This is a genomic window from Phenylobacterium koreense (genome assembly GCF_040545335.1).
Lineage (GTDB): Bacteria > Pseudomonadota > Alphaproteobacteria > Caulobacterales > Caulobacteraceae > Phenylobacterium > Phenylobacterium koreense.
Genome location: NZ_JBEPLU010000001.1, coordinates 361,641 through 377,623, shown reverse-complemented (window position 1 = coordinate 377,623; position 15,983 = coordinate 361,641). Strand labels below are relative to the sequence as shown.

At 67.3% G+C, this 15,983-nt stretch carries 15 protein-coding genes and 1 tRNA gene; 11 read left to right on the top strand and 5 right to left on the bottom strand.

Features of this window, described 5'->3' with window-relative positions; translation table 11 throughout:
• Positions 1-3: 3 nt before the first annotated feature.
• Positions 4-1,260: a serine hydrolase domain-containing protein gene (locus ABID41_RS01850; RefSeq protein WP_331928275.1), complete on the bottom strand. Its 1,257-nt coding sequence runs from the start codon at positions 1,258-1,260 to the stop codon at positions 4-6.
• Positions 1,261-1,366: 106 nt separating this feature from the next.
• The gene (locus ABID41_RS01845) at positions 1,367-1,906 is read right to left on the bottom strand and encodes a YbhB/YbcL family Raf kinase inhibitor-like protein (protein ID WP_331928277.1); all 540 of its coding nucleotides are present in this window, start codon (positions 1,904-1,906) and stop codon (positions 1,367-1,369) included.
• Between the two features lie 87 nt (positions 1,907-1,993).
• Between ABID41_RS01845 and ABID41_RS01840 the strand changes: the two genes are divergently transcribed.
• The 3 genes from ABID41_RS01840 (at position 1,994) to ABID41_RS01830 (ending at position 3,885) form a co-directional block, all read left to right on the top strand.
• Positions 1,994-2,863 (top strand): alpha/beta hydrolase, encoded by an 870-nt coding sequence (locus ABID41_RS01840; RefSeq protein WP_331928278.1) that lies wholly within the window; start codon positions 1,994-1,996, stop codon positions 2,861-2,863.
• Positions 2,864-3,073: 210 nt separating this feature from the next.
• Positions 3,074-3,430, top strand: a complete 357-nt coding sequence (gene panD, locus ABID41_RS01835; protein WP_331928279.1) for an aspartate 1-decarboxylase — start codon at positions 3,074-3,076, stop codon at positions 3,428-3,430.
• A complete protein-coding gene (locus ABID41_RS01830; RefSeq protein WP_331928281.1) occupies positions 3,427-3,885 on the top strand; it encodes a hypothetical protein in 459 nt (152 codons plus the stop codon). Before panD ends, ABID41_RS01830 begins: the two co-directional genes overlap by 4 nt.
• 159 nt (positions 3,886-4,044) lie before the next feature.
• Here the strand turns inward: ABID41_RS01830 and ABID41_RS01825 are convergent, their stop codons facing one another.
• Positions 4,045-4,788 (bottom strand): SIMPL domain-containing protein, encoded by a 744-nt coding sequence (locus tag ABID41_RS01825; RefSeq protein WP_331928283.1) that lies wholly within the window; start codon positions 4,786-4,788, stop codon positions 4,045-4,047.
• Between the two features lie 153 nt (positions 4,789-4,941).
• Here ABID41_RS01825 and ABID41_RS01820 point away from each other — a divergent pair.
• The 4 genes from ABID41_RS01820 to ABID41_RS01805 all read left to right on the top strand — a co-directional run bounded on the left by ABID41_RS01820 (position 4,942) and on the right by ABID41_RS01805 (position 11,383).
• Positions 4,942-5,017 (top strand) — tRNA-Ile (locus ABID41_RS01820).
• A 201-nt stretch (positions 5,018-5,218) separates the two neighbouring features.
• On the top strand, positions 5,219-7,414 hold the full coding sequence (gene katG, locus ABID41_RS01815; RefSeq protein ID WP_331928285.1) for a catalase/peroxidase HPI: 2,196 nt from the start codon (positions 5,219-5,221) through the stop codon (positions 7,412-7,414).
• A gap of 226 nt (positions 7,415-7,640) precedes the next feature.
• Entirely contained in the window at positions 7,641-8,801 is a 1,161-nt protein-coding gene (locus tag ABID41_RS01810; RefSeq protein WP_331928287.1) for an acyltransferase family protein, read from the top strand.
• A gap of 101 nt (positions 8,802-8,902) precedes the next feature.
• Positions 8,903-11,383, top strand: a complete 2,481-nt coding sequence (locus ABID41_RS01805) for a hypothetical protein (protein WP_354297103.1) — start codon at positions 8,903-8,905, stop codon at positions 11,381-11,383.
• Positions 11,384-11,447: 64 nt separating this feature from the next.
• Here the strand turns inward: ABID41_RS01805 and ABID41_RS01800 are convergent, their stop codons facing one another.
• Both ABID41_RS01800 and ABID41_RS01795 read right to left on the bottom strand, forming a co-directional pair.
• Complete coding sequence (locus tag ABID41_RS01800; protein ID WP_331929551.1) at positions 11,448-12,089, bottom strand: OmpW/AlkL family protein; 642 nt, start codon at positions 12,087-12,089, stop codon at positions 11,448-11,450.
• A gap of 65 nt (positions 12,090-12,154) precedes the next feature.
• Positions 12,155-12,412, bottom strand: coding sequence for a hypothetical protein (locus ABID41_RS01795; RefSeq protein WP_331929550.1), 258 nt, complete (start codon positions 12,410-12,412; stop codon positions 12,155-12,157).
• Positions 12,413-12,718: 306 nt separating this feature from the next.
• Between ABID41_RS01795 and ccoN the strand changes: the two genes are divergently transcribed.
• Genes ccoN through ccoP form a run of 4 tightly spaced genes read left to right on the top strand, consistent with a single transcriptional unit; the run spans position 12,719 to position 15,979 of the window.
• Entirely contained in the window at positions 12,719-14,203 is a 1,485-nt protein-coding gene (gene ccoN, locus ABID41_RS01790; RefSeq protein WP_331929552.1) for a cytochrome-c oxidase, cbb3-type subunit I, read from the top strand.
• A gap of 12 nt (positions 14,204-14,215) precedes the next feature.
• Positions 14,216-14,950 carry a cytochrome-c oxidase, cbb3-type subunit II gene (gene ccoO, locus ABID41_RS01785; RefSeq protein WP_331929549.1) on the top strand — a complete coding sequence of 245 codons (735 nt, stop codon included), beginning with the start codon at positions 14,216-14,218 and terminating at the stop codon, positions 14,948-14,950.
• A complete protein-coding gene (locus ABID41_RS01780) occupies positions 14,947-15,126 on the top strand; it encodes a cbb3-type cytochrome c oxidase subunit 3 (RefSeq protein WP_331929548.1) in 180 nt (59 codons plus the stop codon). The genes ccoO and ABID41_RS01780 overlap by 4 nt, the downstream gene beginning before the upstream one ends.
• Positions 15,113-15,979 (top strand): cytochrome-c oxidase, cbb3-type subunit III, encoded by an 867-nt coding sequence (ccoP, locus tag ABID41_RS01775; RefSeq protein ID WP_331929547.1) that lies wholly within the window; start codon positions 15,113-15,115, stop codon positions 15,977-15,979. The genes ABID41_RS01780 and ccoP overlap by 14 nt, the downstream gene beginning before the upstream one ends.
• The last annotated feature ends 4 nt before the right edge of the window (positions 15,980-15,983 follow it).

Here is a 15,983-nt window from a genome sequence, read left to right as displayed (position 1 = left end):
CGGCTAGAGCGGTCGGCCCAGGGCCGCATAGGTCAGCTTCTGGAACGCCGGCAGGGCGGCGCGGCCGCCCATGCGCTGGCCCGTGGCCAGTTGCGCGGCGGCCTCCGGCTCCAGCGGCATGGAGTTCTGGATCAAGTAGATCATCACCATGTCCTCGGACGGGTCGGCCTGCCACCAGGTGCCGAAGGCGCCCGGCCAGCCGAACGAGCCCTTGGAGCCGGCGCCCATCCAGGCCTGCTTTTCCGGATCGGTGATCACCGAGACCCCCAGTCCAAAGCCCTGGCCCGTCCAGAATGGGATGCCCATGAACGGGATCTCGCGCTGCTCGGGCGTGAGCCGGTTCTCGCTCATCAGGGCGAGGGTCTCCGGCCGCAGATAGCGCACGCCGTCGAGCTCGCCCCCCGCCAGCATCATGCGGGCGAAACGGAGATAGTCGTCGGCCGTCGAGATCAGGCCGCCGCCGCCCGAGCAGAACTCCGGCGCCTCCGGCACGTGAGGGAAGGAGACGTCCTGCAGCGCGTCGGTCTCCGGATTGATCCGGTAGAGCTTGGCCATCCGATCGCGCTTCTCAGGCGGACACCAGAAGTCGGTGTCGTGCATGCCGAGCGGCTCGAGGATCCGCTGCTTGATGAAGTCGCGATAGGTCACGCCCGCCGCTCGTCCGACCAGGAAGCCGAGGACGTCGGTGGCGTGGCTGTAGTGGAAGCGCTCGCCCGGCTGATAGGACAGCGGCAGGGAGCCCAGGGCCGCCAACCACGCGTCGGTGGTCATGCTCGGCCCCAGTGGGGAGCCCAGGGCCTTCTGGTGGGCGTAGGCGATCGGCCCGATCGAGGTGAAGCCGTAGGCCAGGCCCGACCGATGGGTCATCAGGTCGTCGACGGTGATGTCGCGCCGGGCCGGAACCGTATCCTCCAGCGGCCCGGTGGCCGAGCGCAGCACTTGCATGCCCTCGAACTCCGGCAGCCACTTGGTGATTGGGTCATCCAGCTTGAGGATGCCTTCCTCCAGCAGCATCAGAGCGGCGACCGAGGTGATCGGCTTGGTCATGGAGGCGATCCGGAACAGCGTGTCGCGCGTCATCGGCGTCTTGGCCGCGACGTCGCGGTAGCCGATCGTATTGACCTGGGCCACCTCGCCCCGCCGCCAGAGCAGGGTCACGAAACCCGACAGGTCACCGGCCTCGGCCACCGGCTGCAGGGCGGCGGGGATCGCCGCCAGACCTTCGGAAGTAAAGCCGCCAAGGGCCTGATCGCCGTCCATATCGCCTCGCCCAATGTTGTGGGCCCGGTCACGTTCGCCGGGCCTCAGCGCGATATGGCTGGGCTGACCTTGCGGGCGTCAAGCGCGCTTTCTTTGCGAACCGGGCCTATTGCCGGGTCGGCGCTTCGTAGGTCGCCATCATCTCGCCCTGGGCGATGGTGTGGCCCTTGAGAATGTTGAGCAACTCGACCAGAGGCGTTTCCGGCTCGACCTCCACATGCTGGTCCAGGGCGAAGACCTGGAAGTAGTAGCGGTGGACGCCCGTGCCGGCCGGCGGGCGCGGGCCGTACCAGCCATACTTGCCAGTGTCGTTGCGGCCCTGGATGATCGGGTGCGGCGGGTCGATGTATTCGGCGGGAGGCACGCCTTCTGGCAGGCCCCCGGCCTCGGCCGGAATGTTCCAGATCATCCAGTGGACGAAGGGCTGTTCGCGCGGGGCGTCGGGATCCTCGACGATCACGGCGTAGGTCTCGGCCCCCTCGACATTGGTCCAGGTGAGGGGCGGGGAGACGTTGTCGTGATAGGCCGAGTGGCGATCAGCCAGGTGACCGTCGGTCTCCTGGGACGGCGACATGACCACGATCCCGCTCTCCTCGCGGGGCTCGACCTTGAAAATGGTGATGGTCTCTCCGGAGTGCGCGGGCATCGGCCGTTCTCCTGTGCTGGTCCAGCAAGAACGGCGCGGGCGCGGGCTTGGTTGCGGCGCGGGGGAAAACCGCCTAGCCGTTAAGCCATGGTCTTTCCGGTACGGCGTTGGCTCGGCCTCGCCGCAGTTCTCCCTGTGGCCCTGCTGCTGACGGCGTGCACCCCGCTCGGGGTCTTCGCGACCTTCACCTCCAGGGATCCCGCGATCGTCCGGGCGAGCGGCGAAGCCTATGGCCCGCTGCCGCGCCAGTCGCTCGACGTCTACGCCCCGCGCCAGATGGCGGTGGCCCGCCCGGTGGCCGTGTTCCTCTACGGCGGCGGCTGGGAGAAGGGGCGCAAGTGGGACTATGGCTGGGTGGCGCAGGCGCTGGCCGCCCGCGGCTATGTGGTCGTCCTGCCGGACTATCGCCTGTTCCCGGAGGCGCATTTCCCCGACTTCCTCGAGGACGGCGCGAAGGTGGTCCGCTGGGTCGTGGACAACGCCGGCGACTATGGCGGCGACGCTTCGAAGATCGTCCTCCTGGGACATTCGGCGGGCGCCTACAACGCGGTGATGCTCGGCGCCGACCCGCGCTACCTGCAGGCGGCGGGCGTCGATCCGGGGCGCATCCGGGGCGTGGTGGGCCTGGCCGGTCCCTACGACTTCCTGCCCCTGAGCGGACATAGGGCCGCCGTCTTCGGCACGGCCGCCGATCCGGCGCAGACCCAACCGGCGAACTTCGTCGGGCCGCAGACGCCTCCGATGCTGCTGCTCACCGGCGACGCCGACGAGGTTGTCGCCCCCCGTAACACGCAGGTTCTGGCCAAGGCGCTGAAGGCCAGGGGCGCGCAGGTGGAGACGCGGGCTTATGCCGACCTCGGGCACAACGAGATCATGGCGGCGATCGCCCGGCCCTTCCGCGGCCGAGCCCCGGTGCTGGACGACATCAGCGCGTTCATGCGCGAGGTCACCGAGTAGCCTCACGAGCTTGTCAGCTTCGGGCCCAAGGACGCTAGCGCTCTGAAAATAATAGCGTCCTGGCGCGGGGCGCCGCTCGGGCGAGCGCGGCATATTGCCGTTCGGTCAATCTTGCTGCGCAGCGGCAATTGTGATGGCCACATTTCGACGCTATATCCGACGGCCCTTGAGTTTCGAGGGTGTTGTGCGCTGCACGTAGAAGGACCGCCTATGCTGGTGACCCTTATGAAGTCCAAGCTGCACCGGGCCACGGTGACGCAAGCCGATCTCGACTATGAGGGATCGATCGCGATCGACCGCGATCTGCTGGACGCTTCGGGTATTTTCCCCCACGAACAGGTCGATGTGCTGAACATCACCACCGGCGCGCGGTTCACCACCTACGCCATCGAGGCCCCCCGCGGCTCGAAGGTCATCGGCGTCAACGGCGCGGCCGCCCGTCTCGTGCAGAAGGGCGACAAGGTCATCGTCGTGACCTACGGCATGCTGGCGGCCGAAGAGGCCCGCAACTACTCGCCCAACGTCGTGCTGCTCGACGAGGGCAACGAGATCAAGAAGGCGGCGTGACGCGCGCGGCCGCCGCGCTCTGCCTGACCGCGCTCCTGGCGGCCTGCAGTCCCAGGGCGCCGGAGGGCGTGGACCGGGCGGTCCTCGACGAAGCCATTTCGGTCGCCATCGGCGATCCGGGCACCTGCGTCCTGATCGGGAAGGGCGGGAAGGTTGTCTATCAGTACGGATCGCACATGGTCTGCGGCCGCGAGCTGCCGGCCTGCGAAAAGCCCGGCCTGCGCACGGTCGATGACCTGCTGAAGTCGGCGCCGACCAGCGGCCCGGCGCGCACGGCGAGTTGCCCCAGCAATCCCGATGGTTCGCGCGGCGTCGCCTGGGCGGCCGGGGCCATCCAGGACACCGATTTCGTCTACGCGGCGGTGATGGAGGGCGAGCGGACCCCGCCTGGGATCGTGATCGCCGAAAAGCTGGGCGCCGCCTTCGCACGAGCCGGACTCGGCCCGAAGCAGTAGCTCCTCCCGCGAGGGGAGGGGCTATCGCATATGGCTTGGATCTAACCGGTCCCACTCCCGATCGTCATCCCCGGCCGCCCTCGGTGTCCATGGATGGCCGGGACCTGGCGGCCCCGGCCATGACGAACCAGGATGAATGCGAGGCGGTCGCGCCTTGACCTACTTCGTCAGTTCATAGAGGCCGGTGATGTCGACCCGTACGCTCAGCTCGCCGCCGGAGACCGGCGTGGCGTCGGCGGCCTTTTCCATCCGCGCATAGGCCATCACCGGCATGGGCGGCGGCGGGGAGACGAAGCCGCCGCCTTCGCTCAGATTGACCAGCCGCTGGACGCGGTGGCCGGTGGCCTTGGCGTAGAGGTCGGCCTTGGCGGCCAAGGCCTTCACCGCCTCTTCGCGGGCGGCGTTCTCGGCTGCGGTCGGGTCCTTCAGGCCAAAGGAGATGCCGTTCACCTGGTTGGCGCCGGCCTTCACGGTGGCGTCGACCGCCGGGCCCAGCCTGGCGAGGTCGTTGACGGTGATCGTCACCTGGTTCGAGGCCTGGTAGCCCCGCAGGCGCGGCGGCTCGTTCTGGACGTAGTCGTACTGGGCCGAGAGGTTCAGGCCGGAGGTCTGGATCTCCTTGTCGGCGATGCCGGCCTTCCTGAGCGCGGCGATCACGGTATTCATCCGCTCGCTGTTGGCGCTGAGCGCGGCCGCGGCGGTGGGAGCCTCCGACACCACGCCGAGATTGATGGTCGCCTTGTCCGGCGCGACGCGGGTCTCGCCATGGGCCGAGAGGTTCAGGGTCGTGGTCTGGAACATCGAATCCGCCGTTGCGGCCTGGGTTGTCTGTGCGAACGCGGCGGGCGCGGCGGCGGAACTGAGCAGCAGGGCCATGGCGCCGGCGCGAATGATGGTCTTCATCGAGGTCTCCCAAGCGCCCGGCAGGCGGGCGGGTCAAAGGATGCCGAACGCAATATCGCGATCGGTGGTTGCAGGTTCTGACAAAGCCAAGCTGAACGGCAGCTTTAAGGCGCGTGCAGGTCGTGGTAACGCAAGCGCCCTGCGTCGCTGCAGGGGCCTGTAGCTCAATGGTTAGAGCCGACCGCTCATAACGGTCTGGTTGTAGGTTCGAGTCCTACCGGGCCCACCAGCCTTCGCTTGCTTCGTCAGCTACGGCTCGGCAAGCCGGATTGCGACGTATGGGCGAGGCAAGCGAAGGCTGCCGCGCCGAAGCCCGAAGCGGCAATGGCTCGCTCTATCGTGGCCAAAGAAATTAGCGATTGGACGGTCTGGCTAGGCGGCGCAATCATTTCGCGTCGAAACCGGCAAACCCGAAAAACGCGAGGTTGTCATGAACATTGACACCAAATGTCCAGTAGACGGCGGTAAGGTTGAAGGCAGGGCTGTTCTCTTCGAAATGACCAATCGGCTCTGGTGGCCGAACCAGCTTGACCTTTCGGTCCTGCACCAGAACCCGCCTGCGGGAGACCCGCTGGGCGAGGACTTCGACTATGCGGCCGAGTTCAAGAGTCTCGATCTCGATGCGGTGAAGGCCGACATCGGCAAGTTGATGACGACGTCGCAGGATTGGTGGCCGGCCGACTTCGGCCACTATGGTCCGCTTTTCATCCGCATGGCCTGGCACAGCGCCGGCACCTATCGCGTCGGCGACGGCCGCGGGGGCGGGGGCCACGGGACGCAGCGCTTTGCGCCCCTGAACAGTTGGCCGGACAACGCCAATCTCGACAAGGCGCGCATGCTGCTGTGGCCGATCAAGGAGAAGTACGGGCGCAAGCTCAGTTGGGGCGACCTGCTGATCCTGGCCGGCAACTGCGCCCTGGAGTCCATGGGCCTGCAGACCGTCGGCTTCGGCGGCGGCCGCACCGAGGTCTGGGAGGCCGAGCGGGACGTCTTCTGGGGACCGGAGCGGGAGTGGCTCGGCGACGAGCGCTATTCCGGCGACCGTGACCTGGCGCACCCGCTGGCGGCGGTGCAGATGGGCCTCATCTACGTCAATCCCGAGGGGCCGAACGGCACGCCCGATCCGCTCGCCGCGGCGAAGGACATTCGCGAGACCTTCGCCCGCATGGCGATGAACGACGAGGAGACGGTCGCCCTGATCGCCGGCGGCCACACCTTCGGCAAGACTCACGGCGCGGCCGACCCGGAGCAGTACGTCGGGGCCGAGCCGGAGGCTGCGGGCCTCGAGATGCAGGGCCTGGGCTGGTCCAACAGCTTCGGTTCCGGCAATGGCGACGCCACCATCACCAGCGGCATCGAAGTCACCTGGACCCACAACCCGACCAAGTGGGGCGGCGGGTTCTTCAAGAACCTGTTCGAGCACGAGTGGGAGCTCACCAAGAGCCCGGCGGGCGCGCATCAGTGGGTCGCCAAGGACGCCGAGCCGTCTATCCCGGACGCGCACGATCCGATCCGGAAGCATCGCCCGACCATGCTCACCACGGACCTCTCGCTGCGCCTCGATCCGGCCTACGAGAAGATCTCGCGACGGTTCTACGAGAACCCGGACCTGCTGGCCAAGGCCTTCGCCGAGGCCTGGTACAAGCTCACCCACCGCGACATGGGTCCGCACGGCCTGTTGCTGGGCAAGGAAGTCCCGGCCGAGCCGCGCATCTGGCAGGACCCGGTGCCAAAGCCGCAGGGCGAGCCGCTCTCGGCGGCCGACATCGAGATCCTGAAGACGAAACTCCTGAACTCGGGACTCTCGATCAGCCGGCTAGTCGCCACGGCCTGGGCCTCGGCCTCGACCTATCGTGGTTCGGACAAGCGCGGCGGCGCCAACGGCGCGCGCATCCGGCTGGTCCCGCAGAAGGACTGGGCCGTCAACGAACCGCCGGAACTGGCGAAGGCGCTCTCTGTGCTCGAAGGTGTGCAGCGGGAGTTCAACGCCGGCGGCAAGAACGTCAGCCTCGCCGACCTGATCGTGCTCGGCGGCTGCGCGGCGGTCGAGGCGGCCGCGAAGAAGGCCGGCCACGACGTCGTGGTCCCCTTCGCCCCCGGCCGCACGGACGCGTCGCAGGAGCAGACCGACTCATTCACCTTCGACCCGCTGGAGCCGGTCATCGATGGCTTCCGCAACTTCAGGGGCGCGCCGTCGGTCTATTCGGGCGAGGAGCTTCTGGTCGACCGCGCGCACCTGCTGACCCTGACCGCGCCGGAGATGACCGTCCTGGTGGCCGGCCTGCGCGTCCTTGGCGCCAATGTCGGCGGCTCGAAGCACGGGGTGTTCACCGATCGGCCGGAGACCCTTACCAACGACTTCCTGAAGAACCTGCTCAAGACCAGCACGAGCATGAAGTGGGAAGCCTCGCCCGAGGAGGACGGCGTCTTCGTCGCCCGCGACCGCAAGACCGGGCAGCCGACGATGAGCGGCACCCGTGTCGACCTGATCTTCGGCTCGAACTCCCAACTGCGGGCCTTGGCCGAGGTCTATGCGGCCGACGACGCCCAGGGCGCCTTCGTGAACGCCTTCGTGAAGGCATGGGACAAGGTGATGAACCTCGACCGGTTCGACCTCGCCGCCTGACGGTCGGGCGAGCTTCCGGCAAGGTGGTCGAAAGCTCGCCCGTAGGCTGCTGCTTTATCGGGCGCCAAACGGCGCGATTTTCACCTGTTTGCGAGATATTCGCGCGTGGGGGGTATTCAGGCCCCGGCGCCACGCGGCGCCCATGCTCACGGCAGGGCTTGTGGCCGTACACTTGCCCCAATCTAACGCCCTCTGATCACCCAGGATTCTCTTTTTCGAGGCTCGAATGTCTCCGATCCCGGGCGAGGCGCCTGCACGCAAGGCCGTGGCCTCGCTGGATATGCTTCGACTGATCGCGGCCCTGCTGGTCGTCCTCTATCACTACTTCTTCCTCGCCTGGTCCGAGGGATCCGGAAGCGGGGGCATCCGCGACGTCATCCCCGAGGGCCCCGTCTATCCCTGGTCGGTTCCGGTGATTTCCGCCGGATGGGTCGGGGTCGAGGTCTTCTTCGTGATCTCCGGCTTCGTGATCACCATGTCGGCCCAGGGGAAGGCGGCGAGCGACTTCTTCCGAGGCCGCTTCCTGCGCCTGATCCCGGGGGTCCTGTTCTTCGCGACCTGCGCCTATCTGGTGATCGTCTCGGCGGGGGTTCTGCCGCTGGGCGTCGCCACCGAGCGGTATCTGCGCACCATCCTCCTGCTCCCGAAGGGCCCCTGGATCGACGGGGTGATCTGGACCCTCGTCGCCGAGGCGATCTTCTATTTCCTGATCTGGCTGGTGCTCTGCTTCGACAAGGGCCGCGACGTCTGCTGGTGGGCCCGTGTGGCGATGATCGTGCAGGCGGTCATCTGGGTGTCGGTCCCGGTGAGCGAGCTTTTCACCGACCAGCTCGCCCAGGCCCTGTCGACCTATCTGGCGCGGGTCACGCTGATCTCCACCGGAAGCTTCTTCCTGCTGGGCGTCTTCCTGTTCGAGATTTGGCGGCGCGGCAAAAGCCGGGCAAGGTTCGCATGGGTCCTGGCCGCCTACCTCTGCTCGATGGTCTCGCTCTACTACATCTCGCGGAACTCTGTGCCGGTGCGCGACTACGGCCAGAGCGTGCTGGCGCCGCTGGCCATGTGGTCCTGCTGCATATTCGCCGCCGTGGGGTTCGCCGTGCTGGAGCGGTATCGCCCGCCGAGCGGCACGGTCAGGTCCTTCGTCCGCCAGATCGGGTTGATGACCTATCCGCTCTATCTCGTGCACCAGATCACAGGCGCCCGGTTCCTGGCCTTCCTGTACGCGACGGGCATGGCCGACATCGCCGCGGTCGCGCTCGCCATCGTCGTCTGCCTGGCGGTGAGCTGGCTGTTCGCGCGATACGTGGAGCCGCGGATGCGGGAAGCTCTGGCGGGATGGATCGAGCTGCCGGCGAAGTGGTCCCGGGGCTGGCGGATCCAGGACTGACAAAAAACTGGCGGTCGCAGCGACGGCGCTCCATTCATCGCGCGTTCAAGGCAGAGCTGCTTTCCGAGCGGCTCTGCTGTTACTCCGCCAAGGGATTCCACTTGAGACCTTCGATCGTCCGCGGGCGCGCGCCCGCCACCCTGGCCGCCCGCCTGCTGCTCGGCACAGCCGTCCTGGCCCTCACCACCGGCGCCGCGCTTGCCCAGGAGGTCGCGCCGGAACAGGACTATGCGGCCGAGGACTTCGAGGTCGAGGAGCTGGTGGTCAGCGGCTCCCGCAACCTTCCGGGACAGGTGATCGGCGACATCGCGCCGGAAATGACCATCACCCCCCGGGAGATCCGGGCCTATGGCGCGGCCAACATCACCGAGCTGCTGGACGCGCTAGCGCCGCAGACGGCCAGCGCCCAGGGCGGCGGCGGCCGGCCGGTGGTGCTGATCGACGGCGGCCGGGTCTCGGGCTTCAACGAAATCCGCGACCTGCCGACCGAGGCCATCTCCCGCGTCGAGATCCTGCCGGAAGAGGTCTCGTTGAAGTACGGCTATCCGGCCGAGCAGAAGGTCGTGAACATCGTCCTGCGCCGGCGCTTCCACGCCACGGTGGTGGAGGGATCGGGCTCTTCGCCCACCCAGTCGGGGGGAGGGGCCAGCGCCAGCGGCCACGCCGGCCTGCTGCGGATCATGCGCGGCGAGCGCCTGACTCTCGACGCCAAGGCGACCCACACCGATCCGATCTTCGAAAGCGACCGCGACATCGTCGACCCCGAGCACACGGATCGGAGCCTGACGGCGGAATCGAACGACGTCAGCCTGAACGCCGTCTGGGCCAAGCCGTTCGACAACGGCGTGTCGGCCACCTTCAACGGGCTGTTCGAGCACAACGACAGCGAGTCGATCCTGGGAGCTTCGGCGCTCACGGGCCAGCCGCTGCTGCGCAAATCGGATGCGCAGGACGCGAGACTCGCCGCCTCGGCGCGGGGCGCCTATGCCGGATGGCAATGGTCCTACACCGGCGAGCTTGGCTACAACGACTCCCGCAGCGAAACCGACCGCGCCCTCGACAGCCTCTCCTATACCGACCGGAGCAAGGCCATCACCACCTCGGCGGTGTCCGACATCGTCCTCAACCGGTCGTTCTTCGAGCTGCCCGCCGGGCAGATCTCTTCGACCCTCACGGCGCGGGCCTCCTATACCGAGCTGGACAGCGACGCCCTGCGGGCCGGGCTGGCCACGTCGAGGAACCTCGACCGAAGCATCGGCGAACTGAAGGGCAGCTTCGACGTGCCCTTCACCCGCGCCGACGAGGGACTGGGCGATTACATCGGCAAGCTGTCGGGCAATGTGAACCTGGGGATCCAGCACCTCTCCGACTTCGGCGACCTTACCACGGTGGGCGCGGGCCTGAACTGGACTCCCGTGAAGCCCCTGCGGGTCATGGCCTCGTTCAGCCGGACGGACCAAGCGCCGACCATGAATCAGCTCGGCGACCCGGTGGTCGCCACGCCGGACGTGCGGGTGTTCGACTTCGAAACCGGCCAGACCACCCAGGTCGTGCGAATCTCCGGCGGAAACCGCGACCTCGACGGCGGCCGAAAGGACGTCTTCAAGGTGGGGCTGAGCTACAAGCCGTTCGACGAGACGAACCTGACCTTGCAGGCCAACTACGTCTCGCGCCGCACCCACGACGCCGTCGTAGGCTTTCCGTCGGCTTCGACCCAGGTGGAGAGCGCCTTCCCAGATCGCTTCATCCGCGACGCGGATGGCGTGCTGGTGCAGGTCGACGCCCGACCGGTGAACTTCGCCCGCCAGGCCCGCGACGAGCTGCGGTGGGGCTTCACCTACTCGCGGCCCGTCGGCCCGCAACCGAATCCCGAAGCGCGCCGCCGATTCGCGGCCCAGGCCGCCGCTGCGGCTCAGCCGCCGGCCGCCGGCCAGCCCGAAGCGCAGCCTCAGGGCCAGGCGCCGGCCCAAACCCCTCTGGAAGGAACTGCGCCAGGTGCGGCCGGCGGAGCGGTGATCGAGCGCGGCCCCTCGCGCATGCCTGGCGGCCGCATGGGCGGGCGCGGTCCGGGATTCGGCGGCTTCGGTGGGGGCGGTCCGCGTGGCGGGGTGTTCCAGATCGGCGTCTACCACACCTACGCATTCCGCGACGACGTGCTGATCCGGCCCGGCCTTCCGACCCTCGATCTGCTCGACGGGGGCGCGCTCGGGCAGGGCGGCGGCTCGCCGCGTCACCAGGTGGACCTGCAGGCGAACTACACCCGCGGCGGCCTGGGCGTAGCCATGAACACCAAGTGGGAGAGCAGCACCAACGTCGTGGGCGGCAGCACCGGCGAGGACCTGAAGTTCTCCGACATGACGACGGTGAATCTGCGGCTGTTCGCGGACCTCGGCATGCAGCCGATCGCCCGGGAGCACCGCTGGCTGAGGGGCGTACGCGCCACGCTGGCGATCAACAACGTCTTCGACGAGCGCCAGGAGGTGCGGACGTCCAGCGGCGCCGTCCCGATCAGCTATCAGCCGGACCTGCTCGATCCAGTCGGCCGTTCCGTGCGGCTCACCTTCCGCAAGCTGATCTTCTAGAGCGCAGCAAAAAGGGCCCGGACCGTGAGGTCCGGACCCTTTGTTCAGTCGCTGAATCGGCGATTTAGAAACGGCGGCCGAGGCCGATGGAGACGACCCACGGGTCGAGCTGCACTTCGCTCTTCAGCGCGCCGCCGTTGATCTTGGCGTCGGTCTTGACGAAGACCTTCTTCACGTCGGCGTTCAGGAACCATTGCTCGTTGAGCGCGACGTCGGCGCCGGCTTGCAGGGCAAGGCCGAGCGAGTTGTCGAGATCGACCTCGAAGCCGTTCTTGTCCTTGCCATTGAACACCATGGCGTTCACGCCGGCGCCCACATACGGGCTGAACGAACCAGAGCTGAGCGGGCGGTATTGCAGCGTCACGACCGGCGGCAGGACCCAGGTCTCATGCACCTCCACGTCCGTGCCCGGACCCTTCGCCCGGATTTCGTGCTGGGTCATGCCCAGGATGGCCTCGACCGCCAGCTTGTCGGTGAGGAAATAGGTGAAGCCGAGGGTCGGCATGACGTCGGATCCGACGTCCACGTTCAGGCCAGTCGCGGCGCCGGCGGCGGTGGTGATCGCGTCGTCTGCGGACGAGCTGACGCTGGTCGCCCGCAGGGTGACCAGAAGGTCGCCCTTCGCAGGTGCGCTCTGGGCGCTGGCCAGGGCCGGAGCGCCCAGGGCAAGGGTAGCCGCCGCGGCGGCCAGGAACTTGGTTTTCATAATGAATCCCCCGCCGCTGCTGGCGCGTCAGGCGCCTTTTGTCACTCAGCGGCTTGAGGGCAGGGTCAGTCCGACTTGACCCCCGCGCATTGACGAAGCGCAACTTGTCGGCGACCGGCCGAGAGCGTCAGCAGGACAAGCCCAAGCGCAAGGAGGGCGAGGGTGGCCGGGCACCAGGCGCAATGAGGCTCCGCCCCGTCGCCGCAGATCGGGCCCACCGCCTGAATCGACTGGATGTGCCGTAGGGCGAACTGCCCGGTGACGGCCGCGCCGACCAGGCTCGTCAGGCCTGCCAGCAGCGAAATTTCGGATTTGTGGGCCATTAAGGGCTCCCTTGTCACAATTTGGCCCAATCTGATCACGCGGCGGCTGAGGCCATTGATGAAAGTCAAAGCGCCCTTCCCCTGCGTGAGAGAGACAAGCTGCAAAGGCGTAACAGCCAGCGATGGGGGACCATGTCTGTGCAATCGGCTCGTGAGGACGGCGCACCGCTAAACGCGCTAGCCCTCTATTTCATAACAGCGGCGGCGACCTTCGGGGCAGTCGTCGCAACGGCCTTCTCGGATGATCGGCTGTTCCGCCTTCAGGGGTGGATCTTCGTGATCGCCGGCTTGATCGCGTGCGCAGTCATGACCGTCATTCTTCCGCACGGTAAGCTGCGATCGCCGCAGGATGAGTATGCCGACGGCGTGGTTCGCGCCGGTGTCATCGCCACGATGTTCTGGGCGGTGGCGGGCCTGCTGGCCGGCGTCTTCATCGCGGCCCAGCTTTCCTGGCCGAACCTTCTCTACTTCCCTGAGGCGGGTTGGCTGAACTTCGGGCGGCTACGGCCGCTGCACACCTCGGCGGTGATCTTCGCCTTCGGCGGCAACGCGCTGATGGCGACGTCGTTCTACGTGGTCCAGCGCACCTGCCGGGCGCGCCTGGCCGGCGGCGCCTGGCCCTGGTTCGTGTTCTGGGGCTACCAGCTCTTCATCGTGCTGGCCGCCCTCGGCTACATGGCCGGCATCACCCAGAGCCGCGAGTATGCCGAGCCGGAATGGCTCACCGACCTCTGGCTGACCATCGTCTGGGTCGCCTATCTGCTGATCTTCCTGGGCACGATCTGGAAGCGCAAAGAGCCGCACATCTACGTGGCGAACTGGTTCTACCTGGCCTTCATCGTGACGATTGCGATGCTGCACATCGTCAACAACCTGGCCCTGCCGGTCAATCTCCTGTCGAGCCGCAGCTACTCGCTGTTCGCCGGGGTGCAGGATGCGCTGATCCAGTGGTGGTACGGCCACAACGCCGTCGGCTTCTTCCTGACGGCGGGCTTCCTGGCGATGATGTACTACTTCGTGCCCAAGCGCGCGGAGCGGCCGGTCTATTCGTACCGCCTGTCCATCGTCCACTTCTGGTCGCTGATCTTCATCTACATCTGGGCCGGTCCCCACCACCTGCACTACACGGCCCTGCCGCAGTGGGCGCAGACCCTGGGCATGACCTTCTCGATCATGCTGTGGATGCCGTCCTGGGGCGGCATGATCAACGGCCTGATGACCCTCTCTGGAGCGTGGGACAAGCTGCGCACCGACCCGGTGGTCCGGATGATGGCGGTGTCCATCGCCTTCTACGGCATGTCGACCTTCGAAGGCCCGCTGATGTCGATCCGCGAGGTCAACGCCCTCAGCCACTACACCGACTGGACCATCGGCCACGTTCACTCCGGCGCGCTCGGCTGGGTCGGCTTCATCTCCTTCGGCGCCGTCTACTGCCTGGTGCCCTGGCTCTGGAAGAAGGAGCGCCTCTACTCCATGCGTCTGGTCGAATGGCACTTCTGGATCGCGACGACCGGCGTGCTGCTCTACATCGCGGCCATGTGGGTCTCCGGCATCATGGAGGGCCTGATGTGGCGCGAGTACACGCCGCAGGGCTTCCTGGCCAACTCCTTCGTGGAGACCGTCGCAGCCAAGCATATCGAGAACGTCATCCGGGCAGTCGGGGGTCTCATGTACCTCTCCGGCGCGGTGATCATGGCCTACAACCTGTGGCGTACGGTCCGCATGGAGAGCACGGCGACTGACGCCCAGGCCCTCGGCGGTCCCGCCCTCGCGCTCGCTCCGGCCGAGTAGGGGACCCCAAGCATGTTGAAGAAACACGGAATCCTTGAGCGGAACTCGCTACCGCTCGTCATCGCGATCCTGCTCGTCGTCTCCATCGGCGGCATCATCGAGATCTCGCCGCTCTTCTACCTGGAGAGCACCATCGAGAAGGTGGAAGGGGTGCGCCCCTACACCCCGCTCGAGCTGGAAGGCCGGGACATCTATATCCGCGAGGGCTGCTACGTCTGCCACTCGCAGATGATCCGGCCCCTGCGCGACGAGGTGGAGCGCTATGGCCACTACAGCCTGGCCGCCGAGAGCATGTACGACCACCCGTTCCAATGGGGGTCGAAGCGCACCGGCCCTGACCTGGCCCGCGTCGGCGGCAAGTATTCCGACGCCTGGCACAAGGACCACCTGATCGACCCGCGGTCGGTGGTGCCGGAATCGGTCATGCCGCCCTACGCCTTCCTGGCGGAGAAGGAGCTCAACTACCGCGACGTGGCCGAGAAGATCCGGACCATGAACAAGGTCGGCGTGCCCTACACCCAGGAGATGATCGACAACGCCAAGGAAGACCTCGAGACGCAGGCCGATCCGTTCGCATCGTCCACCAAGATGCGCGCCCGCTACGGCGAGAAGATCGTTCAGCGCGATTTCGACGGCGATCCCGAACGCGTCACCGAGATGGACGCCCTGGTGGCCTATCTCCAGATGCTCGGCACGCTGGTCGACTTCCGCACCTACAAGGCCGAGGACCCGGAGAACCTGAGATGAGCGGCCTCGAATACGAAACCGTGGCGCGCTTCGCCCAGCAAGGCGGCCTGATCTACTTCGGCGCGATCTTCGCCGCGGGCGTCCTCTACGCCCTCTGGCCGAGGCATCGCGAAGCCTTCCAACGTATGGCGCACCTGCCCCTGCAGGACGAGGAGACCCCTGATGTCGAAGCGTGAGTCTGACGAGGTCACCGGCGTCGAGACCACAGGTCACGAGTGGGACGGCATCCGCGAACTGGACAATCCGCTGCCGCGCTGGTGGCTGTGGGTCTGGTATCTCTCGATCGCCGCGGCGGCCGTCTATTGGGTGCTGATGCCGGCCTGGCCGGGGATCAGCGGTTACACCAAGGGCGTGCTCGGCCAGTCCGACCGTGTCGCGGTGGCCGGCGAACTCGCCGCCCTCAAGACCGTGCGCGGCGCGCAAGGGGCGCAACTCGCGACCGCCTCCCTGGAGGAGATCGAGCGCGACCCGCAACTGCTCGCCTACGCCCAGGCCGTCGGTCAGTCGGTGTTCGGCGACAACTGCGCCACCTGCCACGGCACGGGCGGCACCGGCGCCAAGGGCTACGCCAACCTGCGCGACGACGTGTGGCTGTGGGGCGGCAAGCTCGAGGACATCCACCACACCATCCAGGTCGGGATCCGCTCGAACCACGAGGCCGCCCGCCAGTCGCAGATGCCGGCCTTCGGGCGCGACCAGATGCTGACAGCGTCGCAGATCTCGGATCTCACCGAGTATGTCGTGGCGCTGTCGCGTCGGCCGGCCGATCGCGCCGCCGTCGCGCGCGCGGCCCCGATCTACCAGGCTCAGTGCATCGCTTGCCACGGCCCGACGGGCCAGGGCGACCAGGCGCTGGGCGCGCCCAACCTGACCGACCAGGAATGGCTCTACGGCTCCTCGCGCGAGGACATCCATGGCCAGATCTGGAACGGGCGGGGTGGGGTGATGCCCTCATGGCAGAGCCGCTTCGACCCGGCCACCCTGAAGGCGTTGGCCGTCTACATCCACAGCGACGCCGCCGGGCAGTGAGCCA

Coding starts and splice junctions, on each gene's coding strand:
- ABID41_RS01850 (WP_331928275.1), bottom strand. CDS start 1,260: ATGGACGGCGATCAGGCCCTTGGCGGCTTTACTTCCGAAGGTCTGGCG.
- ABID41_RS01845 (WP_331928277.1), bottom strand. CDS start 1,906: ATGCCCGCGCACTCCGGAGAGACCATCACCATTTTCAAGGTCGAGCCC.
- ABID41_RS01840 (WP_331928278.1), top strand. CDS start 1,994: ATGGTCTTTCCGGTACGGCGTTGGCTCGGCCTCGCCGCAGTTCTCCCT.
- panD (WP_331928279.1), top strand. CDS start 3,074: ATGCTGGTGACCCTTATGAAGTCCAAGCTGCACCGGGCCACGGTGACG.
- ABID41_RS01825 (WP_331928283.1), bottom strand. CDS start 4,788: ATGAAGACCATCATTCGCGCCGGCGCCATGGCCCTGCTGCTCAGTTCC.
- katG (WP_331928285.1), top strand. CDS start 5,219: ATGAACATTGACACCAAATGTCCAGTAGACGGCGGTAAGGTTGAAGGC.
- ABID41_RS01810 (WP_331928287.1), top strand. CDS start 7,641: ATGTCTCCGATCCCGGGCGAGGCGCCTGCACGCAAGGCCGTGGCCTCG.
- ABID41_RS01800 (WP_331929551.1), bottom strand. CDS start 12,089: ATGAAAACCAAGTTCCTGGCCGCCGCGGCGGCTACCCTTGCCCTGGGC.
- ABID41_RS01795 (WP_331929550.1), bottom strand. CDS start 12,412: ATGGCCCACAAATCCGAAATTTCGCTGCTGGCAGGCCTGACGAGCCTG.
- ccoN (WP_331929552.1), top strand. CDS start 12,719: ATGACCGTCATTCTTCCGCACGGTAAGCTGCGATCGCCGCAGGATGAG.
- ccoO (WP_331929549.1), top strand. CDS start 14,216: ATGTTGAAGAAACACGGAATCCTTGAGCGGAACTCGCTACCGCTCGTC.
- ABID41_RS01780 (WP_331929548.1), top strand. CDS start 14,947: ATGAGCGGCCTCGAATACGAAACCGTGGCGCGCTTCGCCCAGCAAGGC.
- ccoP (WP_331929547.1), top strand. CDS start 15,113: ATGTCGAAGCGTGAGTCTGACGAGGTCACCGGCGTCGAGACCACAGGT.